This is a genomic window from Zobellella taiwanensis (genome assembly GCF_003012795.1).
In the GTDB taxonomy this organism is placed as follows: domain Bacteria; phylum Pseudomonadota; class Gammaproteobacteria; order Enterobacterales; family Aeromonadaceae; genus Oceanimonas; species Oceanimonas taiwanensis.
Genome location: NZ_PXYH01000006.1, coordinates 75,590 through 97,102, shown reverse-complemented (window position 1 = coordinate 97,102; position 21,513 = coordinate 75,590). Strand labels below are relative to the sequence as shown.

At 63.1% G+C, this 21,513-nt stretch carries 17 protein-coding genes; 7 read left to right on the top strand and 10 right to left on the bottom strand.

What is annotated here, in order from left to right; all coding sequences use genetic code 11:
• Window positions 1–1,407 (bottom strand): cytochrome ubiquinol oxidase subunit I, encoded by a 1,407-nt coding sequence (locus C7I36_RS06130; RefSeq protein ID WP_106452835.1) that lies wholly within the window; start codon window positions 1,405–1,407, stop codon window positions 1–3.
• A gap of 290 nt (window positions 1,408–1,697) precedes the next feature.
• On the opposite strand from C7I36_RS06130, the gene C7I36_RS06125 reads away from it, so the two are divergent.
• From C7I36_RS06125 to C7I36_RS06115, 3 genes are all read left to right on the top strand, one after another.
• Window positions 1,698–3,566 carry a sensor histidine kinase gene (locus C7I36_RS06125; protein ID WP_106452834.1) on the top strand — a complete coding sequence of 623 codons (1,869 nt, stop codon included), beginning with the start codon at window positions 1,698–1,700 and terminating at the stop codon, window positions 3,564–3,566.
• Window positions 3,563–4,924: a sigma-54-dependent transcriptional regulator gene (locus C7I36_RS17850; protein ID WP_106452833.1), complete on the top strand. Its 1,362-nt coding sequence runs from the start codon at window positions 3,563–3,565 to the stop codon at window positions 4,922–4,924. The genes C7I36_RS06125 and C7I36_RS17850 overlap by 4 nt, the downstream gene beginning before the upstream one ends.
• A 92-nt stretch (window positions 4,925–5,016) precedes the next feature.
• A complete protein-coding gene (locus C7I36_RS06115; protein WP_106452832.1) occupies window positions 5,017–6,639 on the top strand; it encodes a methyl-accepting chemotaxis protein in 1,623 nt (540 codons plus the stop codon).
• On the opposite strand, the gene C7I36_RS06110 is transcribed toward C7I36_RS06115, so the two are convergent.
• The 3 genes from C7I36_RS06110 to hppD form a co-directional block, all read right to left on the bottom strand.
• Window positions 6,636–7,877 carry a Glu/Leu/Phe/Val dehydrogenase dimerization domain-containing protein gene (locus C7I36_RS06110; protein WP_106452831.1) on the bottom strand — a complete coding sequence of 414 codons (1,242 nt, stop codon included), beginning with the start codon at window positions 7,875–7,877 and terminating at the stop codon, window positions 6,636–6,638. The two genes, C7I36_RS06115 and C7I36_RS06110, sit on opposite strands and share 4 nt — an antisense overlap.
• Before the next feature lie 186 nt (window positions 7,878–8,063).
• Entirely contained in the window at window positions 8,064–9,455 is a 1,392-nt protein-coding gene (locus tag C7I36_RS06105) for a sodium-dependent transporter (RefSeq protein ID WP_245880047.1), read from the bottom strand.
• A 136-nt stretch (window positions 9,456–9,591) separates the two neighbouring features.
• A complete protein-coding gene (hppD, locus tag C7I36_RS06100; protein ID WP_425445033.1) occupies window positions 9,592–10,683 on the bottom strand; it encodes a 4-hydroxyphenylpyruvate dioxygenase in 1,092 nt (363 codons plus the stop codon).
• Between the two features lie 147 nt (window positions 10,684–10,830).
• Between hppD and C7I36_RS06095 the strand changes: the two genes are divergently transcribed.
• Window positions 10,831–11,319: an Lrp/AsnC family transcriptional regulator gene (locus tag C7I36_RS06095; protein ID WP_219899602.1), complete on the top strand. Its 489-nt coding sequence runs from the start codon at window positions 10,831–10,833 to the stop codon at window positions 11,317–11,319.
• A gap of 180 nt (window positions 11,320–11,499) precedes the next feature.
• Here the strand turns inward: C7I36_RS06095 and C7I36_RS06090 are convergent, their stop codons facing one another.
• The 3 genes from C7I36_RS06090 to dctP are packed head-to-tail and all read right to left on the bottom strand — an operon-like array spanning window position 11,500 to window position 14,467.
• Window positions 11,500–12,780: a TRAP transporter large permease gene (locus C7I36_RS06090; protein WP_106452830.1), complete on the bottom strand. Its 1,281-nt coding sequence runs from the start codon at window positions 12,778–12,780 to the stop codon at window positions 11,500–11,502.
• Window positions 12,777–13,391, bottom strand: coding sequence for a TRAP transporter small permease (locus C7I36_RS06085; RefSeq protein WP_106452829.1), 615 nt, complete (start codon window positions 13,389–13,391; stop codon window positions 12,777–12,779). The genes C7I36_RS06090 and C7I36_RS06085 overlap by 4 nt, the downstream gene beginning before the upstream one ends.
• Before the next feature lie 59 nt (window positions 13,392–13,450).
• Window positions 13,451–14,467 (bottom strand): TRAP transporter substrate-binding protein DctP, encoded by a 1,017-nt coding sequence (dctP, locus tag C7I36_RS06080; protein WP_106452828.1) that lies wholly within the window; start codon window positions 14,465–14,467, stop codon window positions 13,451–13,453.
• Window positions 14,468–14,631: 164 nt separating this feature from the next.
• On the opposite strand from dctP, the gene C7I36_RS06075 reads away from it, so the two are divergent.
• Together C7I36_RS06075 and speB are read left to right on the top strand one after the other, a co-directional pair.
• Window positions 14,632–15,522: a LysR family transcriptional regulator gene (locus C7I36_RS06075; protein WP_106452827.1), complete on the top strand. Its 891-nt coding sequence runs from the start codon at window positions 14,632–14,634 to the stop codon at window positions 15,520–15,522.
• Between the two features lie 158 nt (window positions 15,523–15,680).
• Window positions 15,681–16,655, top strand: a complete 975-nt coding sequence (gene speB, locus C7I36_RS06070; RefSeq protein ID WP_106452826.1) for an agmatinase — start codon at window positions 15,681–15,683, stop codon at window positions 16,653–16,655.
• Window positions 16,656–16,737: 82 nt separating this feature from the next.
• Here speB and C7I36_RS06065 read toward each other — a convergent pair whose 3' ends face one another.
• Both C7I36_RS06065 and C7I36_RS06060 read right to left on the bottom strand, forming a co-directional pair.
• Window positions 16,738–18,750: a UvrD-helicase domain-containing protein gene (locus C7I36_RS06065; RefSeq protein ID WP_106452825.1), complete on the bottom strand. Its 2,013-nt coding sequence runs from the start codon at window positions 18,748–18,750 to the stop codon at window positions 16,738–16,740.
• A 2-nt stretch (window positions 18,751–18,752) separates the two neighbouring features.
• A complete protein-coding gene (locus C7I36_RS06060) occupies window positions 18,753–19,178 on the bottom strand; it encodes an Lrp/AsnC family transcriptional regulator (protein ID WP_106452824.1) in 426 nt (141 codons plus the stop codon).
• A 137-nt stretch (window positions 19,179–19,315) separates the two neighbouring features.
• Between C7I36_RS06060 and yjeH the strand changes: the two genes are divergently transcribed.
• Window positions 19,316–20,671, top strand: coding sequence for an L-methionine/branched-chain amino acid transporter (gene yjeH / locus C7I36_RS06055; RefSeq protein ID WP_106452823.1), 1,356 nt, complete (start codon window positions 19,316–19,318; stop codon window positions 20,669–20,671).
• Here yjeH and fghA read toward each other — a convergent pair.
• Window positions 20,625–21,461: an S-formylglutathione hydrolase gene (fghA, locus tag C7I36_RS06050; protein WP_106452822.1), complete on the bottom strand. Its 837-nt coding sequence runs from the start codon at window positions 21,459–21,461 to the stop codon at window positions 20,625–20,627. The genes yjeH and fghA overlap by 47 nt on opposite strands.
• Between the last annotated feature and the right edge of the window lie 52 nt (window positions 21,462–21,513).

Below are 21,513 nucleotides of genomic sequence, written 5' to 3'. Positions count from 1 at the left end.
TTATGCCTCCGCCTTGTCGTGTTGCAGCTTCTTCACCCAGGCCAGGGCGTAGCCGGGGGCCTGTATGCCGATCAGGTGCTGCTCCAGGTGCGCCATGTCCGGCGGCCCCTTGCGCACCAGCTTGGCCATGAAATACAGATAAACGCAAAACAGCAGGCTGTAGGTCAGCACGAACAGGGTGAGCGAAAACAGCACCCGCTCCGCCGGCAGCGGCGACACCACCTCCATGGTACGTACCAGCCCCTGCACCAGCCAGGGCTGGCGGCCGATTTCCACCACGTACCAGCCGGCCAGGGTGGCCAGCACCCCGGAGGGGATCATCAGGTTCATCAGCCGCAGGAAGGGCCTGTGTTCATAGAGCCGGCCGCCGCGGCGCAGCCAGAGCCCCCACAGGGCGGCGCCTATCATCAGCACGCCCAGGCCCACCATCAGCCGGAACGAATAGAACACCAGGGGCACATTGGGGCGCTCGTCGGCAGGCACCGACTTGAGCCCCTGCAGCTCGCCGTCCCACTCATGGGTGAGGATCAGCGACGCCAGCCTGGGGATGCCGATTTCGAAATGGTTGGTCTCGTTGTCCATGTCCGGCACCGCGAACAGCAGCAGGGGCACGCCGGCCTCCCGCTCGGGCCAGATGCCCTCCATCGCCGCCAGCTTGACGGGCTGGTGCTCCTTGACGTTGAGGCCGTGGAAATCGCCCACCAGCGCCTGCACCGGCGCCAGGATCAGCGCCGCCCACAGCGCCATCGACAGCCCCTTGCGGGCGAAGGCCTGGTCGCGCCCCTTGAGCAGGAACCAGGCGCTGACGCCGCCGATCACGAAGGTAGCGGTCAGCATGGCCGCCAGCAGCATATGCACCAGCCGGTAGGGCATGGAGGGGTTGAAGATCACCTCCAGCCAGCTGGCCACCTCGAAGCGGCCGTTCACTATCTCGTAACCGGCCGGGGTCTGCATCCAGGAGTTGGCGGCGATGATCCAGAAGGCGGAAAGCCAGGTACCCACCGCCACCACGCAGGTGGCGAAGAAGTGCAACCGTTCGCTCACCCGCTGCCAGCCGAACAGCATGACCCCGAGAAAGCCCGCCTCCAGGAAGAAGGCGGTGAGCACCTCGTAGGCCATCAACGGCCCCAGCACCGGACCGGTGATTTCGGAGAACTCGGAAAAGTTGGTGCCGAATTCGTAGGACAGCACTATGCCGCTGACCACCCCCATGCCGAAGGTGATGGCGAAGGGCTTGATCCAGAACTTGGCCAGCTGGAAGTAGATGGGGTTGCGGGTCTTCAGCCAGAGCCCTTCCCAGATGGCGATGGCGGTGGCCAGGCCGATGGTGATGGCCGGGAAGATGATGTGGAAACTGACGGTAAAGGCGAACTGTATTCGCGACAGTATGGCGGCATCGAGCTCCATGCTTCCTCCTTAGCGGGACAGGTGGCGATTGACGGCAGCCGGCAGCCCCGCCAACAGGAGGACAATAAAAATAGCAGAAAATTCAATCAATAAGGCGGTCATGTTCATTATTATCGGCTCACTCGCTAGGTTGATACCCGGTTAAAGCAGGAACCATGCCAGCGTGCGGAAAACCGCGCCCCGCCTTGCCCTGGATCAAACAAGGCGCAAAAACTTGCCCAAACCGACAACAGGGTTTACAGTCTTTCGGCCACCAACTGTAAACAATATTGACAGCCGGAATGCCGCCCATGGCCCTCGATCTCGCCTTTGAACTCATGATGCTGCTGACCAGCGGTTGCGCCCTGCTGGTGTCGGCCTGGCTGTTCTGGCGCGCCCGCCGCCGGCGCAGCATGAAGGCACTGGCGGGCTTCGGCGTGATGATGGCGCTGTGGTGCGCCGGCCACGTGGCGGTGTTCCACGGCTGGGAGCGGCTCGGCATCGCCCTGATCCTCGCCAACCCCCTGATGCCCACCTTTTTCCTCGATTTTGCCGTGGGCTTCGTCAACCAGGGCCCGGGCCATACCCCCTGGCTCGATCGCCTGGCGCGCCACCGCGGCCTGCTCTACCTGGCGGCGGTGCTGGTCAGCGGAGTCACCCTCTGGTTCGGCGGCGGCGGCATTATCGCCTTTGGCCCCTTTGACCACTATTTCGTGTTCCAGGGCAGCGGCTGGTTCAACATCGGCTATACCATCAGCGTCGGGGTGCTGGCCCATACCCTGCTGCTGTGGGGGTTTACCCGCCACCGGGGCAACCGCAAGCGCTCCATCGCCGCCATGTTCGCCGCCGGCGCCTGGGGCCTGTGGCTGGCCACCAGCTTTATCTTCCCCTCCCTCGGCCTGCTCTGGTATCCCTGGCCCATGCTGCTGCTGCCCAGCTATGTGCTGCTGCTGGTCTACGGCGTGGTGCGCTACCAGATGCTGGAGGTCAATGCCTGGGCCAACCGGGCCCTGCTGTGGACCCTGCTGACCCTGCTGGTGCTGGGGCTGATCGCCCTGTTCAGCGCCATGGCCGGCTCTTTTGGCATGCAGGCCCTGGCCAATGTGCCCCAGTGGCAGCTGTGGCTTTACTCCATGCTGCTGCTGTTGCTGATGCTGGCCCTTTATCGCCCCCTCAACAAGCTGGTGGAACGGCTGATCTACCCGGGCAGCCGGCTCGACGAACAACTGCTCGACACCTGGCTGGCGCGGCTGCGCGACGCCGCTGGCTGGCAGGAGCTGGCCCGGGAAGCCGAGCAACTGCTCAGCCGCCAGATGGGCCAGTCGGTGCGGGTCCGCCTGCTGGCCGAGCCGCCCCTGCCCGAGCCCGGCCCTGGCCTCCAGCTGTGGTGCCTGCACCAACCCGGCGGCTGGCAGTTCAGGCTGCTGGGCTTTGACGACGTCACCCCCGGCATGCGCCTGACCGCCGACGTGTTCGCCTCCCTGCTGGCGACGCGCTGCGGCCTGCTGGAGCGCTCCCTGCAACTGGCGGAAGCCGAGCGCAAGCGGCTGTCGGAACAGCACCTGGTGGAACTGGGCGGACTGGCGGCGGCCATGGCCCACGAGCTGCGCAATCCGCTCAACATCATTGCCATGGCCACCGCCGGGCTGGAGGCCAGCCGCAAGACCATGATCCAGCACCAGCTGCAACGCGCCGACCGGCTGATCTCCGACATGCTGGCCTACGCCGGCCAGTTGCAGATCCAGCGCCGGCCGGTGGCCCTGGCGCCCCTGCTCGACAGCCTGCAGTCCCAGTTCGACTGGCAGCAGGCCCGCTTCGACTACCGGCTGCCGCCCGGCTTTACCCTGCAGGCGGACCCCTACCGGCTGCAGCAGGTGCTGGTCAACCTGATCGACAACGCCCTGGCCTTTGTGCGCAACCAGGAAGGCGGACGGCTGCTGCTGGAAGCGGGCGACAGGCCCGGCAGCCTCTGCCTGCACAACAACGGCCCGGCCATTCCCGCCGATCTGCGCGACCGGCTGTTCCGCCCCTTCGTCACCCGCCGCAGCGGCGGCAGCGGCCTGGGCCTGGCCATTGTCCAGCGCATCATGGATGCCCATGGCGGCCAGATCCGTCACAGCGCCGAGCTGGGCTGGCCGGTCAGTTTTGAACTCTATTTTCCCGAGGAGCACACCCCATGACCCCCGCCCGCATCCTGCTGGTCGACGACGAGCCCGCCTTTCGCACACTGGGCGCCCAGTGGCTGGAGGCCGAGGGTTACGAGGTCCGCACCGGCGCCGATCTCAACGGGCTACGCAGCCAGTTACAGCAATTCGACGCCGATCTCATCCTGCTCGACCTGTCCCTGCCGCCCCATTTCGATCCCCGCCACACCCTGGCCGCCCTGCCCCAGTTCACCGACCGGCCGGTGATCATCCTCACCGGCCACGGCGAACGGGAGCTGGCCCTGGAAGCCCTGCGCCAGGGCGCCTGGGACCTGCTGGCCAAGCCGATGGATCCGGATCTGCTGGCGGTGGTGATCCGCCGGGCCATCACCAAGCACCAGCTGGTGCGCGAGCTGAACAGCCTGAAAACCCGCATCGGCCGCCAGAGCCCGTTGCAGGCCCTGATTGGCGCCTCCCCTTCGATGGAAGGCATCCGCGCCCTGGTACAACGCATCGCCCCCACCGATGTGCGGGTGCTGGTGACCGGCCCCTCGGGCACCGGCAAGGAGGTGATTTCCCGCGCCATCCACGATCTCAGCCAGCGCGCCGGCGGCCCCTTTATTTCGGTGCACTGCGGCGCCATCCCCGCCGAGCTGCTCGAAAGCGAGCTGTTCGGCCACACCAGGGGCGCCTTTACCGGCGCCGACAAGGACAGGGACGGCCTGCTCAAGCTGGCCGACGGCGGCACCCTCTTCCTCGACGAAATCGGCGAAATGCCCCTGGCGATGCAGGTCAAGCTGCTGCGGGTGCTGCAGGAAGGCAGTTTTTACCCGGTGGGCGGACGCCGGCTCGAAACCATAGACGTGCGGGTGATCTCCGCCACCAACGCGGATCTGCCCGACAAGGTGGCCCAGGGCGAGTTTCGCGAGGATTTGTTCTACCGCATCAAGGGGGTGACCATCACCACGGCGCCCCTGGACGACCGCCCGGAAGACATTCCCCTGCTGGTCGGCCATTTCCTCGAACGGCAGGCCGGCGGGGGCAGCCGCCCGCCCCTGCATCCGGACAGCGACGCCTTCAACTGGTTTATCCGCCGCCGCTGGCCGGGCAATGTGCGCGAGCTGAAAAGCACGCTGGACAGCGTGGCCGCCATCGCCCGGGGCGGGGTCATCACTCTCGACGACATTGCCCTGCTCTATCCCGATGCCCGCACCGAGGGCCCTTCCCGGGCCCAGGCCACGGGCGACAGCCTGGAGGCCCAGGTACGGGCCCTGGAAATCGCCTTGATCAGCGAGGCCCTGGCCCGCCACGACAACAACCGCACCCATGCCGCCCAGGCCCTGGGGCTGTCGCGCCAGGGACTGCTGAAAAAAATAGAGCGCTACGGATTGTAAGGCGGGCCCGCAGTTAGACCTCCCGCTAATGGAAGGGTGCCCCCCGGCCGATATACTGGGTGAGACCCCCCATTGATAACAAGGCGCACACCATGCTCAGAACACTGACGATAGGACAACGCTCGGCACTTTCCTTTGGCCTGCTCGGCCTGATCACCATCGCCCTCGGCATTATCGCCATGATCCAGTTCGGCCGCATCGGCCAGGTGGTCGGTACCATGGCCGACACCCGCATGCCGGCGGCCATTACCGTCGGCGAGCTGCGCCGGGATTTCCTGCTCATCCGCCTGTACACCCTGAACGCCCTGTACGCGGAAAATGCCCAGGGCCGCAGCAGCGCCCTGACCCGGCTGGATGAACTGGACGGCAGTTTTGCCGACAACATGCGCAAGATGGAAGGCTTGGTCGAAACCCCGGACGGCAAGCAACTGCTCGCCGAAGTGGCCGCCACCAAGGCCGAATACGACAGCCTGCACCAGCGACTGTCCGCCATGATCAGTGGCGGCGACCTGGCCGGCGCCGAGCGTTTTCGCCACCAGGGCTTCAACGAGCTGGGCCTTAAGGTCACCGACACCCTCAACCGGCTGGGCGCCTATCAGCAGCAAAGGTCGGATCAGGCCGCCGAGGGCGCCCACGGGATGATTTCCGCCGCCAACCTGCTGATGGGCGTGGCCATCGTCGTGGCCGCCGCCCTGGTGGCGCTGTTTGCCCTGCTGTTCAGCCGCAGCCTGCTCGGTCCCATCCGCAAGGCGCTGGAGGTCTGCCGTACCATTGCCGGCGGCAACCTGACCACCGAATTCGGCGACCGGGCCCGGGACGAAATGGGCGAGATGATCCGCGCCCTGGCCCAGATGCAAAGTCAGCTGAAAAAGACCATTTTCGACATCAACGACTCTTCCAGCCAGCTGGCGTCCACCGCCGAGGAGCTGAGCGTGGTCACCGACCAGTCCACCCGCACCCTGCAACAGCAAAGCGATGAGCTGGAGCAGGCCGCCACCGCCGTCAACGAGCTGACCGCGGCGGTGGAAGAGGTGGCCCGCAACGCCGCCGCCACCGCGCAAAACTCCGACCTGGCCGACGACAAGGCCCAGGTGGGCCGCGGCAAGGTCAACCATACCATCGACACCGTGGCCGAGCTGGAGCGGGAGATCACCCAGACCATGCACGGCGTGGAAAGCCTGGCGGCGCGGGTCAAGGACATTGGCGGCGTGCTGGACGTGATCCGCGCCATCGCCGAGCAGACCAACCTGCTGGCGCTGAACGCGGCGATAGAAGCGGCCCGGGCCGGGGACTCGGGGCGCGGTTTCGCGGTGGTGGCCGATGAGGTGCGGGCCCTGGCGCACCGGACCCAGGAGTCGACCAAGGAAATCGAGGCGATGATGCACGCCATCCAGAGCGACACCAGCACCACGGTGGGCGCCATCAAGAGCAGCACGGAGCGCACCGTGCTGACCCGCCAGATAGCCCAGGAAGCGGGCGAGGCGCTGGAGCAGATAGCGGCGGCCATCGTGCAGATCAGCGAGCAGAACCAGACCATCGCCAGCGCCGCCGAAGAGCAGGCGACGGTGGCGCGGGAAGTGGACAAGAACCTGGTGAACATCCGCGATCTGTCGGTGCAGACCTCGGCCGGGGCCAACCAGACCAGCGCATCCAGCACCGAACTGGCGCGGCTGGCGGAGCAGCTCAACCTACTGGTGAACCGGTTCCGGATTTAACCGGCCCGCTCGCCCATCAGTTCCTTCAGGGTCAGCTCCAGGGCGGTGGCGGCGATGCCGGTGGTGCGGCTGCGGTGGTTGTGCACCCGTTGCAGGGCATGGCGGATGCGCTCGGACACGTCCCGGAAGATGGCCTCGTCGGCGATCTCCTGTTCGGTTTCCATCAGGAAGGCGAAGGCCCGGGCCATGCCGCAGTTGCCGATAAAATCCGGGATCACGCTAAGCCGTTCGTCCGCCTGCTGGTAGACCGGGCCGTAGAAGATTTCCTGATCCCGAAAGGGCACGTTGGCGCCGCAGGCGATAAGCTCCACGCCGTTGTCCGCCAGGGCCGCCAGGTGATCGGCACCGACCAGGCGGGAGGCGGCGCAGGGCAGGAACACCTCGGCCCCGAGCTGCCAGAAGGCGGCCTGGGCCTGTTCAAAACTCACCACTCCGGGGCCCGCCAGCCGGTTGCCCTGGCGGCCAAGATAAAGCGCCCGCACCTGCTCGACGCCAAGCCCCTCTGGCACTATCACCCCGCCGGAAGCATCCATGATGCCGACGATGCGGGCGCCTTGCTGGGCCAGGTAACAGGCCGCTGCCGCCCCCACGTTGCCGAAGCCCTGCACCAGGACCCGCTTGCCGGCGACTTGCCCGCCCCAGATGCCGTAGTAGTGGCGCACCGACTCGGCCAGGCCCCAGCCGGTGATAAGATCCGCCACCTTGTACTTGCGTCCTGCGTCCGGACTGTAACGGCCGTCCTCCACCACCTTGGCCACCCCCAGGCGCAGCTGGCCCAATTTGCGGATCTGCTCGCTCACCGTGGGCTTGAAGTGGCCGTTGACCACCCCCTCCTGGGGATGCCAGATGCCGTGGCGCTCGGTCAGGGGCACCACGTCCTTCACCTCGCACACGTTGAGATCGCCGCCGGTGCCGTAATAGCTTTTCAGCAGCGGCGCCACCGCCTTGAACCAGCGCGCCAGCACCCCGTCCCGGCGCGGATCGGCCGGATCGAAGTCGATGCCCGACTTGGCGCCGCCGATGGCCGGACCCGACACCGCGAACTTCACCTCCATGGTCTTGGCCAGGGATTCCACCTCATGGCGATCCAGCCCCTTGCGCATGCGGGTGCCGCCGCCGGCCGCCCCGCCGCGCAGGGAGTTGATCACCACCCAGCCCCTGGCCTCGGTCTCGCTGTCGTGCCACTCGAACACGATTTCCGGGTTTTTCCGTTCAAATTGCTGAAGCAGTGCTTTCATCCGTTGATTACTCCGTTTTACAGGCAACAGGGATCCCTGACCGGCAAAGGCCATTAATACATATCAGGGAGAAGTTAAGTAATGTGCATACCGGCCGGGCACCGTACGCAGACTCGCCATAAGGACAGAGGCTCTGCTTAACGGTACCCGCCCGCTATCTCATGGCTTCGTTTGAAACCCGCAAGGTCAGAACAGGTTGAAATAGAAGATCACCAGCACGCCGATGGGGGTGACGTAGCGCACCACCGCATGCCAGAGGGCATGCCACTGCCCGCCCAGCTCGGCCGCCGAGTGCTCCGGCTTCATTACCCAGCCCACGAAGATGGCGGTCAGCAGGGCGCCGAGCGGCATCATGATGTTGGCGGTGAGGTAGTCGTAGAGGTCGAACAGGGTCTTGCCCTCGAAGCGTTCGAACATGGCCAGGGGTGCGAAATCGGCCCACAGGTTGAGCGACAGCACCGTGGTAATGCCCACCAGCCAGGCCGCCAGGCCGCCGCCCACCGCCGCCTTGACCCGGCCCACGCCCTTCTCTTCGAGGAAGCGCACCAGGGATTCCAGCATGGAGATGGAGGAGGTCCAGGCCGCGAACAGCAGCAGCACGAAGAACAGGGTGGCGAAGAAGCCGCCGCCCGGCATCTGGCCGAAGGCCACCGGCAGGGTCACGAAGATAAGGCCCGGGCCCTCGCCCGGCTGCAGGCCGTGGGCGAACACCACCGGGAAGATGGCCAGCCCCGCCAGCAGGGCCACGCACACGTCCATGATGGCCACGGTGAAGGAAGTCCGGGCGATGGACACATCCTTCTTCAGGTAGGCGCCGTAGGCCATCATGGCGCCGCTGGCCAGGCTCAGGGTGAAGAAGGCGTGGCCCAGGGCCACCAGCACGGATTCGGCGGTCAGGCTGGAGAAGTCGGGTTTGAACAGGAAGGAGACTGCCTCGCCGAAGTGGCCGGTGGTCATGGCGTAGCCCACCAGGATCAGCAGCAGCACGAACAGCGCCGGCATCAGCCAGGACACCGCCCGCTCCAGGCCGTGCTTGACGCCGCCGGCGGACACCAGCACCGTCAGCCCCATGAACACCGAGTGCCACAGCAGCAACTGGCCCGGCGAGGCCAGCAGGCCACCGAACATGGCGCCGGAATCCTCCGCCGCCATGCCGGCAAAGCCGCCCTTGGCCGCCTCCACGATATAGGGCATGGTCCAGCCGGCGATCACGCTGTAGAAGGAGAGGATCAAAAAGGCCGCCAGGGTGGCCATGATGCCGACCCCGGCCCAGTTCCGGCTGCGCCCTTCGGCCGCCGCCACCGCGCCCATGGTGCCGATGGGGCTCTTGCCGCCGCGCCGGCCCAGCATGACTTCCGACATCATGATGGGGATGCCGATGATGGCGACACAGACAAGATACACCAGCACGAAGGCGCCGCCGCCGTTCTGGCCGGTGATATAGGGGAACTTCCAGATATTGCCGAGGCCCACCGCCGAGCCCACCGCCGCCATGATAAACACAAAACGGCTGGACCACAGGGCCGGGGTCACGCCGGCACTCGTTTTACCCTGAACATTGGTTGCCACCACAGACACAGCTTCTCCTCCTTTAGCTGTATTAGGACAACGTCAGCCACCCCAGCTAAAGGTGTAAAGAATGGCTGACAGTATGTCCTGCTATTTTGCCACCATCTTCCCGATTGAAAAAATGGCTGTGGTAAAAAATTAGAGATTATTCGGCCTTCAGCACGCCCCGGCGTATTTGATCCTCCTCGATAGACTCGAACAAGGCCTGGAAATTGCCCTCGCCGAAGCCTTCGTTGCCCTTGCGCTGAATAATTTCGAAGAAGATGGGGCCGATCACGGTGTCGGTAAAGATTTGCAGCAGGAGTCCCTGGCCCTGGGTCGGCGCCCCGTCCATCAGGATATGGTTTTTGCGCAGCCGGGCCAGATCCTCGCCGTGGCCGGGCAGGCGAGCGTCCAGCTTCTCGTAGTAGGTGTCGGGGGTGGTCATAAAGCTCATGCCGCCGTCACGCAGGGTTTCCACCGTGCGGTAGATGTCGTTGGTACCCAGGGCGATATGCTGGATGCCCTCGCCCTTGTACTGGTGCAGGAACTCCTCGATCTGGCTCTTTTCGTCGGCGGACTCGTTGATGGGAATGCGGATCTTGCCGCAGGGGCTGGTCATGGCCCGGGACCTGAGCCCGGTCAGCTTGCCCTCGATGTCGAAGTAGCGGATCTCGCGAAAGTTGAAGTGCTGCTCATAGAAACCGGCCCAGAGGCTCATGTTGCCCATGGCCACGTTGTGGGTGAGGTGGTCGATGTAGGTCAGGCCCACGCCCTGGGGGTGCTGGTCCACGCCCGGAATGGGGCGGAAGTCCACGTCGTAGATGCTCTGCTCGCCGTAGCGGTCCACCAGGTAGATAAGCGAACCGCCGATGCCTTCGATGGCCGGGATCTGCAATTCCATGGGACCGGCGCCGGAGGCCACCACCCTGGCGCCGTTGGCGGCCAGTTGCTTGATGGCCCGGGCCGCGTCCTTCACCCGGAACGCCATGGCGTTGGCGCAGGGACCATGGAGGCGGGCGAACTGCTCCGCCTGGCTGTTGGGCTCGGCGTTGAGGATAAAGTTGATGTCGCCCTGGCGGTAGAGGGTCACGTTCTTGCTGCGGTGGCGGGCGATGGCGACAAAGCCCAGCCGTTCGAACAGTTGCGCCAGTTGCTCCGGCTCGCTGGAGGCGTATTCCACAAACTCGAAGCCGTCGGTGCCCAGGGGGTTGTCCCACAAAGAGGATTTTTCCGGTGAAATCGCTTCAGACATCATGATTCTTCTCCTTAATCGCCTTGTTCCATTGATTCATGCTTAAACGCAATGGCAACAGCATAAGGCAATGCCCACACATTTTGTTTGCAAGTTGTTACATTAAAGTTTAGTTTTTTGCTCGAATGTTGCATCGGAGAAGGGATCACCGTGAGAAAGGCGCACGAAATCGAACTGGACCGCCAGGACGCCCGCCTGCTGCAGGCGCTGCAGGAGAATGGCCGGCTGAGTAACGTGGAGCTGTCGGAACTCATCCACCTCTCCCCGTCCCAGTGCCAGCGCCGGCGGCAGAAGCTGGAAGAGCTGGGGGTGGTGCAGAAATACGTGGCCCAGGTGGACCCGGAGAAGGTGGGGCTGCACGTGACCGCGCTGATCAGCGTGACCCTGGGCAAGCACGGCGAGCGCATCGCCGATGAATTCCACCAGGCCATCCAGCACTTTCCCCAGGTGCTGGAATGCTGGAGCGTCACCGGCGACGCCGACTACCTGCTGAAGGTGGTGGCCAGCGATCTCAAGAGCCTGTCCGACTTTATGATGCACCAGTTGCTCAACCTGAAAACGGTGTCCAACATCCGCTCCAATATCCTGCTCGACCAGCTCAAACACACCACGGTGCTGCCGCTGCTGAATAGAACATGATAACCCTGCTGAGGGTGGAGCCCCTCCACGAAAAATGACACTCCGTTAAACGGGAGTTGGCGCAATTCCGGCACCGATTGGGGGGCTGTTGGGGCGCAGACAGCCCCTCCGCAAAACCCGGTTCAGGGTTGGCGCTGTATGCAAAAGGCAGACGAGCCGCCTGTCTTTTGCTTTTCATGATTATCCCGCGGCCAGTTGTGGCAGGAACAAGGCAATTTGCGGGAAGGGGATCAGCAGAGCGGTTACCAGCAACAGCAGCAACAAGAACACGGGCACGCCGCGGATCACTTCCACAAAGGGCCGCTGGAATACCGCCACGGCGGTAAAGATGTTGCAGCCAAAGGGAGGGGTGGCGGCGCCAATGGCGACCTGCAGGGTGATCAGCACGCCCACCAGCACCGGATCCAGCCCGCTGCCGGCAATCAGCGGGGCAAAGATGGGCACCAGGATCAGGATAACCACAATGGAGTCCACAAACATGCAGCCGATAAAAAAGGCGATGTTGATGGCCAGCAGCACGGTGAGCGGGCTGGCCTGCTCCAGGCCCAGGGCGGCGATCAGCTGTTGGGGAATTTGTGCAAACGACAGTATCCAGGAAAAAGCGGCCCCGGCAGCCACCAGGATAAACACCACGGCAGTAATGGCGCCGGTAGATAAGGCAATCTCGTAAACGTCGCGCAGTTTAATGGAACGAAACACCACCAGCTCCAGGATGAGGGCGTACAGCACGCAGATGGCCGCCGATTCGGTAGGGCTGAAAATGCCGCCGTAAATGCCGCCCACCACTATCACCGGAAAGCCAAGGGGCCAGATGGCTCGCTGCAATGCCACCAGGCGTTCGCGCCAGTTGGCTTTGGGTTCAACCGGAATTTGGTGGCGATGGGCGTACCATACGCAGTACAGACTGAACAGGGCGATCACCAGCAGGCCGGGGCCAATGCCCGCCAGGAACAGGGCAGAGATGGAGGTGCCGGAGATCACGCCGTAGATGATCATGCCGATGGACGGGGGGATCAGGTAGGCCAGGTCGGCGGCATTGACGATAAGCCCCATGCTGAAGCTGTCGTTATAGCCGGCTTTGAGCATGCGCGGGCGCATGGCGCCGCCAACGGCGACGACGGTGGCCTGGGTGGAGCCGCACACGGCGCCAAACAGTGCACAGGCGGAGGTAACGGAAATGGCCATGCCGCCCCTAAAGTGGCCCATAAATCGCATGACCACGTCCACCAGGCGATCGGCCGAGTGCCCGCGGGTGATAATGTCGGCCGCCAGGATAAACAGGGGCACGGCAATCAGGGCGCCGGGTTTGACGCCGCCTATCATCTGCTGGATAAGGATTTGCGGGTTCAGATCCGGCAGGTACACCAGCAGTGCCATTACCGCTGCCACCAGCAGCGGCATCATCATGGGAAAACCGGCCAGCAGCAACAGCAGCATTATGCTCAGCATCATCAGGGTCATGATTGGGGCTCCTCCTTGAAGCGGGCGGACGGAGCCGGGGGCTTGAGTTGCTGCTGCAACTGCTCCAGCTCCGGATCCTGATATTCGTCAACCACATGCAGCGCCAGGTATACCTGGTTTCCGGTATTGAAGTTTTTGAGCAGGGCAAGCAGATATTGCAGCCCGGCCAGGACAAACCCGACTACCACCCAGATATAAGTGAGATAGAGCGGAAACTGCAGTGCCGGGGTAACCCGACCGCGGGCAGCCAGACGCTCAACATAACCAAGGGCATGCCAGGCCAGCAAAAACATCATGGCGGCACTGCTCAGGGCAATGAATATCATGGTGGCTTTGCGCATCAACGGCGGCAGGCTGTCGTAAATGGCCGACATCCGGATATGCCGCCCCTTGCGGGTGATGTAGCCCAAGCCAATAAAGGTGACGGCAACAATCAGGAATTCGTTCAGCTCTTCGGTAAAGTACAGGCTTTGGGAAAACACGTAGCGGCCGAAGACGTTGGCAATGGTGTTGCCGGCCATGATTAGGATGGCACCGGCCAAAATCAGGGCTTCGGCTTTTGCAGTCAGGTGGTCTAGCTGTTTGAGCAGCGTGGTGATGATGCGTGGCATGGGGCTGGTCTCCTGCTGGCACAAAGCAAAACCGCCCCGGCTGGGGCGGCAATGACGGGTCAGAGCGCGGCCAATTCCGCCTGTAATTGCTCAAGCAGCTGCTCTCCACGCCGGCCGGTGATCTCGGTGTAGGCTGCGTGGGTATTGCCGGTGCGGGCCCTGAATGCGGCCTGTTCGGCTTCGGTCAGTTTAATCAGCTCTATGCCGGGTTTGGCCTGCTGAATACGCTCCAGCTTTTCCTGGTTGTAAGTGGCTACCACGTCCCGGATAAAGCCCTGCATATCGGCCATGGTTTGTTCAATCAGTTGCTGGCGCTCGGGACTGAGGGTGTCGTACCAGTCGCTGCCCGCCAGCACATTGGTCACCAGTTCCTGTTCACCGGCCCAAATCAGGTAATCAGTCACTTCATAGAACTTCATTTCTTCTATGGCGGGAATGGGATTAACCTGGCCATCCACCTGCTTAAGCTGCAGGGCGCCATAGACTTCGCCAAAGGGAATGGGGGTGGGGCTGGCGCCCATATCGGCGTAGGCCTTGAGCAGGATGGGCGATACCATGACCCGCATCTTGAAGTTGCTGAAATCTTCCGGGGTATGGATAGGCTTGTTGGTGGTCCATACCTGTGGCCCCTGGGAATAGAAGCTGAGGGGCTCCAGGCCACGCTGCCGGTAGTCCTTGGCCAACTCCTGCCGGATTAGCGGACTGTTGCCAAGAAAGTCGGCCATGGCGGTGGAGTCGGAAGGGAAGGCATAGGGCAGCAAGAAGATCTGGGATTCCGGCACTATGGTGCCCAGGTTGCCGACCGAGACGTTGGTAAACTGGATAATACCGTCGGCCGTCTGCTCCACCAGTTCAGTCGGAGTGCCCAGCGAGCCCAGATGGTAGATGCGCACGTTCACTTCGCCTTGAGTTTGTCCCTCTATACGTTTTTTAAATTCCTGGGCGTAGGCATCCATGATGGAGCCGGGGATTTCTTCCAGGGCGAATTTCCATTCTTCGGCTTGGGCCAGGGCAGGTGTCAGGGTGAGCATGGTGCTCAGTGCCAGGGTATTAAGGGTATGTTTCAGAGGTTTCATAGCATCGTCTCCTGCTATTGGTGAGCTCGGCCGGTGTGGGCCGAAGATGATTCCGTTCTTCTCAAAGCCAGTATTGCAGAGGGTTATTCATCCAAAAATATAAATTTTTGTATGTATACTTATGAAAAATTAATGTAACAATCGGAATGGAACCCATGTACTCAATGAAACATATGCAGACCTTTTGTGCGGTGGTGGAGTACGGCGGTTTTGTCGGGGCCGAATCGGTACTGGGCATGAGCCAGCCGGCTATCAGCACCCATATCCGGGATTTTGAGATTCGTTTGGGTTTTTCACTTTGCCACCGTGGCCGCAGTGGCTTTAGCCTGACCGAAAAGGGTGAGCTGGTGTACCGGCGCTGCCGGGAAATGCTGAACAGTTTTTCGGATTTGGAAGCGGAGCTGGGCGCTTTACGCAATAAGCTGACCGGCACGTTACGGGTAGGGCTGGTAGACAACACCATTACCAATACGCAAGTACCGATGCCCGACGCTATCCACCGATTTTTTAAGCGCAGTAACCAGGTATCGTTGCGGCTGGCGGTGTTGCCGCCGGAAGAGCTGGAGCGCGAGCTGCTCAACGGCAATTTGCACCTGGCGATAGGGCCTTTTCAAAAGCGCCATCCGGCGCTGAGCTATAGACCGCTGTATACCGAAGAACACCGCTTTTATTGTGGCCGTCGCCATCCGCTGTATGACGCCGAGCCTGCCGAGCTCTCGGTTGAGCGGGTGGGCGCTTATCCCATTTCCAGCCGGACCTATGTGCAGCAGGCTGAAATGCAGACGGTACGCCCTTATCTGGGGGCGGCTTTTGTGTCGAATATGGAAGCGCAGGCCATGTTAATCCGCAGCGGTCAATTTCTTGGTTTTTTACCGGTGCATTATGCCGCCTCCTGGGTAGAAAGCGGTGAAATGAAAGAGCTGGCATTGCCCGAACTGAGGTGGCTTTCCGAGTTCAGCCTGGCAATGCGGGCCAGACCGGCTCCTCAGGAGGTGGTGCGGATTTTTGTGGAGGACTTGATTACCAGCCTGGGAATACAGACCGTCGGGCGCTGACTTTTTCATTATTTTATTTAAAGTGAACATATGAAAATTTACATTTTTTGATGAAACTGGCTTTGCCATACTCGCTGACGAAAGGAAGGCCGGTGCCTGTTGAACCGGCATGTAAGCTACCGGCCCGGCATGGGCTGATGCCAGCGAGGAGATGGACCATGAGTGAAAACAGTTATGAGAAAGGACGCCTTAATCTGCCTTTTGTGGGGTTTTGTACCTTTGCCAAAAGCCCCATTTGTGAAGACTGGGACAATCTGAAGGCGGATGTGGCCTTTATGGGGGCGCCCTTTGATTGCGGCACCCAATGGCGTTCCGGTGCCCGTATGGGGCCGCGTGCGGTACGGGAGGCCTCTACCCTGTTTTCGTTCGGTCATGGCGGTGCCTACAGCTATGAAGAAGACACCATGTACCTGGACGGGGTAAGAATCGTTGATATTGGCGATGCGGACATGGTGCACACCAATACCGAAAAGAGCCATGCCAACATTGAGTATGGTGTGCGCAAGATCCTGGAATCCGGCGCCCTGCCGGTGATTGTGGGGGGGGATCACTCGGTTAACGCGCCCTGCATCCGCGCTTTTGAAGGTCGCGGGCCCATTCATATTATCCAGATTGATGCTCACCTGGATTTTGTTGACGAGCGCCATGGTGTGCGTTTTGGCCATGGCAATCCCATGCGCCGAGCCGTGGAGCAACCTTTTATTACCGGCATGACCCAGTTGGGCATTCGCAACGTGTCTTCGTCCAATCGGGCCGATCACCAGGCGGCGCAGGATGCGGGCTCCACCATTTTGTCGGTGCGGGACGTGCGCCGCCTGGGCGTGCAGGGGGTGCTGGATTTGATCCCCAAGGGCGTGAATTATTATATCACCATCGACATCGACGGTTTTGATCCTTCCATCGCACCGGGCACCGGCACTCCCAGCCATGGCGGCTTTACCTATTACGAAGTAATGGAAATCCTGCAGGGAGTAGCCTTTGGTGGAGAAGTGGTAGGCATTGATTTATGCGAAGTAGCTCCCGACTACGACCATACCGGAACCACCAGCATCCTGGCGGCGCAGGTGCTGCTCAACCTGATTGGTTATGTGTTTCATGGTCGCAAATTGCGCGAGCAACAACGACTCAGATAACTCTCTCCCAAGCCGCCCACCTCATCTGAGGCACGGGCGGCCCGTCCGCAAAAGGCCGACTCCCGGGAGCGGCACACACTGTCTAGCTCCAGCGACTGACGCCGGGGTAGCCGCCGTCAAGCAGTTCCTTGACGAACACCGAGGGGATCTGCCGGTCGGCCAGCAGGAATACCTGGTCCCGGGCCCGGGTCAGCCCCACATAAAACAGCCGCCGCTCCTCCGCGTGGGGAAAGGGTTCCTGTTCCGGCAACAACAGGTCGAGCAGTTCGGAGCCGCTTTTTTCCGGTGGAAAACCGTATTTGCCCCGGCTCAGGCCCAGCAGGATCACGCAGTCCGCCTCCTTGCCCTTGGCGCCGTGCAGGGTTTGGGCCTCCAGGGTCAGTCCCGGAAAACGCCGCTGCCAGCCGGCGAGTTGGGACGCATCGGGCAGGGCAAAGCGAAAACGCGCCAAGAGGTATACGGAAGCCTCCGGCCGCTGGGCGGCGATTTGCGCCAGCAAGCGGCTGACCGCGTCCATCTGGCTGTCGTGGTCCACCGGCAACACGTGCACACAGGGGCCCTCGCTGTGCCGCTGGGCGGCAAGCCGCTTGGCGAGCTGGCCCGGATTGCGAGTGACAAAGCGGCTGGCCACCTGCTCGATACGGTTGTTGAAGCGGAAGGTCCGGTCAAGCGCCGTCACGGCACTGGCCCCGAACACCTGCGCAAATCCGGTGGTCAGGGAAACATCGGCGCCGCTGAAGCGGTAAATGGCCTGCCAGTCGTCCCCCACGCAAAACAGGGAAAGTCCGGGTGCGGCGTCGCGCAGGGCCAGCAGCAGGCCGGCGCGGGCGCGGGAAATATCCTGAAACTCGTCCACCAGAATGTGGCGCCAGGGCACCTCGAACCGGCCCCGGCGCACATACTCGACGGCCCGTTCGATCATATCGTCGAAGTCGATATCGCCCCGCTCGGCCAACTGCGCCTGGTAGCGGTGCAGCAGCGGCCGCACCAGCGCCAGCTGCTCGGCCTGATCCGGCGTTAGCTCAACAGGGTCCGGCTCGCCGTAGAGCTTGAGCGCCGCCACCAGGGGCATCCATTCCCGCGCCAGCCGCATAAAATCCGGCCGGGGCACCACCTGGAAGCGGTGGCGGCGCAGCCAGTCGAGCAACCGTTCGCCGTACCCCGGGTCGTCTTGCCCCAACTGCTCCAGCCAGGCGGCAAAGGCGCCCTGGCGGGCCTTGTCATTCTGGGCCAGCGGGCTTAAGGAAGGTGTCCGTCCCTCCACCCGGGCCAGGATCATCAACCCCAGGGCATGGAAGGTGCTCACCTTGACCGGGGTGGTCTCGGGCCGGCTGGCCAGCCGCTCGGCCATTTCTGCCGCCGCCTCGTTGCCAAAGGCCAGCAGCAGCAGTTCATCGGCCCGGGCCTGGCGAGAAGCCAGCAAAAAAGCGCTGCGCGCCGCCATCACGCTGGTTTTGCCACAACCGGCACCGGCCAGCACCAGGTTGTGATCGTCATCCACCACACAGGCAAGGCGCTGGGCCTCGGTGAGCGGATGGGCCTCCAGGCCGTCGAACAGGGCGGCGTATTCGGCCAGCAGTTGGCGGCAATATTCCCGGCGGCACTGTTCCAGCCAGGACTCGTCCGCCCCCTGCAACGTGGCCACCAGCTCAAAGGCGGCCCGGGTGCGGTCGTCCAGCGCCCCGGGCGGCGGGCAAGCGGACCAGTCCACCGGCTCGGCCGCCACCCGCGCCTTGAGCTCGCGCCAGCGGGAATGGCGCAAATACCCCTGCTCCAGCACCGAAAGGCAATGCTCCGCCAGGGGCCGCACCCGCTCGCCATGATGCTGAAACCAGCCCAGGGTAACGGCCTCCGCCAGCGGCCTGGCCACCGCCCCGGGCAGCCAGCCCAGCTCGATGTTGCCCTGGGTGCACAACAACCGCAGCCGGTAGAGGCGGCGGGCGGCTTCCAGCCGGGGCGGCGCGCTCAGTTCATCCCAGGCCAGGGCGTGGCGCTCATGCTTGAGGTGCAGCACGGGGCCGGCGGCGGTCAGTTCGGTAGCCAGGAAAGGATGATTGAACCAGGGCGCCAGCCAGTGGGCCTTGTATATCTGCATGTTCACCCCGGGTTGTGGATGAGTTCGGACAGGATGATATGGGTTTTTACGGTTTTGATGTCGGGCAGGCGCTCGATGTGGCTGCGCACTTCCTCCAGCCGGGCCATGGTGGCGGCTTCCACATAAAGCATGATGTCGGTGTCGCCGCTGATGGTGAAGGCCTGGCGCACCTCGGGAATATTCCTCAGCCGGGCGGCGTGCTGTTCGCAGCGATGCACCAGGTAATGGAGTTCCATGTAGGCGCGCACCTGGGCGGGCGCGGCCCCCAGGCGAGCGTGGTAGCCGCGAATGACGCCTTTTTGTTCAAGGTTGCGAATACGCTCCGAGACCGCCGAACGCGACAGATTGACCTCGCGGGCAATGGCGGCCACCGCCATGCGGGCATTGGCCACCAGCAGCGCCACTATGTGTTGATCGAACTTGTCCACCCCTGCCTCTCTGCTCTCCCCGCCAAATCACGGCAGAAACCGGCAAAGCGTTGCCTTTATCCGTCGTTCTGCCGGCTCGGGATTTTGGTTGTTGGCGCTAATATATCAGAATTCGGGCACACGGGATTTGAAACAAAATGGGGCGTTTAAACAAAGAGCTGGGCCTGGCCTACGGCACCGGCATGATGGCCACCTCGCTGCTGGGCACCGGCATTTTTGTCGTGCCGGCGGTGGCTGCCAGCATTGCCGGGCCGGGTTCGGTATGGGCCTGGCTGGGGCTGGTGCTGCTGGTGCTGCCGGTGGCCTTCAGCTTTGCCCGCCTGGGCCAGAGCTTTCCCCACGCCGGCGGCGCGCCCCACCTGATTGGCCGGGGCCTGGGCGCCCCCATGGAAAAACTGGCCGCCTTTTTGTTTTTGGCGGTGCTGCCGGTGGGGCTGCCCGCCGCCCTCACCCTGACCGCCGGTTTCTGGCATGCCCTGTTCGACCTTTCCGCCGCCGGCGACCTGCTGGTGCAACTGGCCACCCTGGGGCTGATGCTGCTGCTGGGCAGCCGCAAAACCCGCGCCTCCGGCCTGGTGCAGGTGCTGATTGCCCTGGCCATAGTGCTGCTGTTGCTGGCCGTGTGGTGGGCCGGCGGCCTGCTGGCAGCACCCCCGGCCCTGCCGCCCCTGCATGAAGTGCAATGGGGCCTGCTGCCCGCCGCCCTGGGCGTGATGTTCTGGTGCTTTGTGGGGCTCGAAGCCTTTACCCACATGGGAGAGGAATTCAGAAACCCGAAGCGGGATTTTCCCCTGGCGCTGCTGTGTGGCATGCTGCTGGCCGGGCTGGTGTACCTGGCCTGCGCCCTGGCGGTGTTGCGCTTTGGGGTATATGGTAGCGAGCTGGCCAACACCACCTCCATCCCCACCCTGATGGCCCGGCTGTTTGGCGAGGGCGGGCGCTGGGCCGCGGCCCTGGTGGGTTACCTGGCCTGCTTTGCCAGCATCAACATTTATGTGCAGGGCTTTGCCCGGCTGCTGTGGAGCCTGGCGGACGAAGGCAAGCTGCCAGCCGGCCTGGCCCGCCTTAACCGCAACGGCGCCCCGCTGCGCGCCCTGGCCTGGGTGATTGGCGTGTGCGCCCTGTGCGTGCTGGCCGCCTGGCTGTTCCGGCTGCCGCTGGACACCCTGATCCGCTACGCCAACGGCAACTTTGTGCTGGTGTATTTGCTGGCGATGATCGCCGGGGTAAAACTGCTTTCAGGCTTCTGGCGCGCCCTAGCCGCCATCTCTGCACTGCTGTGCCTGGGCGTGCTGCTCTCGCTCGGCTGGGAAGCCGGCTACGCCCTCGCCCTGGGCGCCGGCTTTATTGCCGCACGGGCCGCCCGCCCGCATCTGCCACAGAGGGCAAAAAATATAAAAAGGGGTCGGAGTCAATTTTTAAATGACTCCGACCCCTTTTTAAGGTTCAGCAGCCCAGGTGGCGGGCGTGGAAGCGCAGGTGGTCTTCGATAAAGCTGGCAATAAAGTAATAGCTGTGGTCGTAGCCCGGTTGCAGGCGCAGGGTCAGTTCGGCGCCAACATGTTCGGCGGCAGCCTTGAGCGCTTGCGGTTTGAGTTGCTCGGCCAGGAAGTTGTCGGCCTCGCCCTGGTCCACCAGCATGGGCAGTGCACAGCCTTTTGCCTTGAGCAGCAGGCTGGTGTCGTACTCGGCCCAGGCGGCTCTGTCTTCACCCAGGTAGGCACTCAAGGCCTTGTGGCCCCAGGGGCAATCCGTGGGGTTGGAGATGGGCGCAAAGGCCGACACCGACACAAACCGCTCGGGGTTGCGCAGGGCCAGCACCAGGGCGCCGTGGCCGCCCATGGAATGGCCGCTGATGGCGCGCTTGCCGCTGAGCGGCAGCTCGGCTTCCACCAGCGCCGGCAGCTCGTTCAGCACATAGTCGTACATGCGGTAGTGCTTGTTCCAGGGCGCTTCGGTGGCGTTAACGTAAAACCCTGCCCCCAGGCCCAGATCGTAGGCACCCTGCGGATCGTCGGCCACGCCCTCGCCCCGGGGGCTGGTGTCGGGAATGACGAGCGCCAGGCCCAGTTCGGCGGCCATACGTTGGGCGCCGGCCTTGGACGAAAAGTTCTCGTCGGTGCAGGTCAGGCCCGACAGCCAGTACAGGGCCGGCACGGCTCCCTGTTCGGCCTGGGGCGGCAGAAATACGGAAAACTGCATGCTGCAGTTGAGGCTTTGGGATTCATGCTGGTAGCGGATTTGGCGACCGCCGAAGCATTTTTGCTCTTGTACCAGTTGCATCGAGGGATCCTTGAAAAATCGGCTGAAAAGAAGGCCTGGAGCGCAGGCGGCC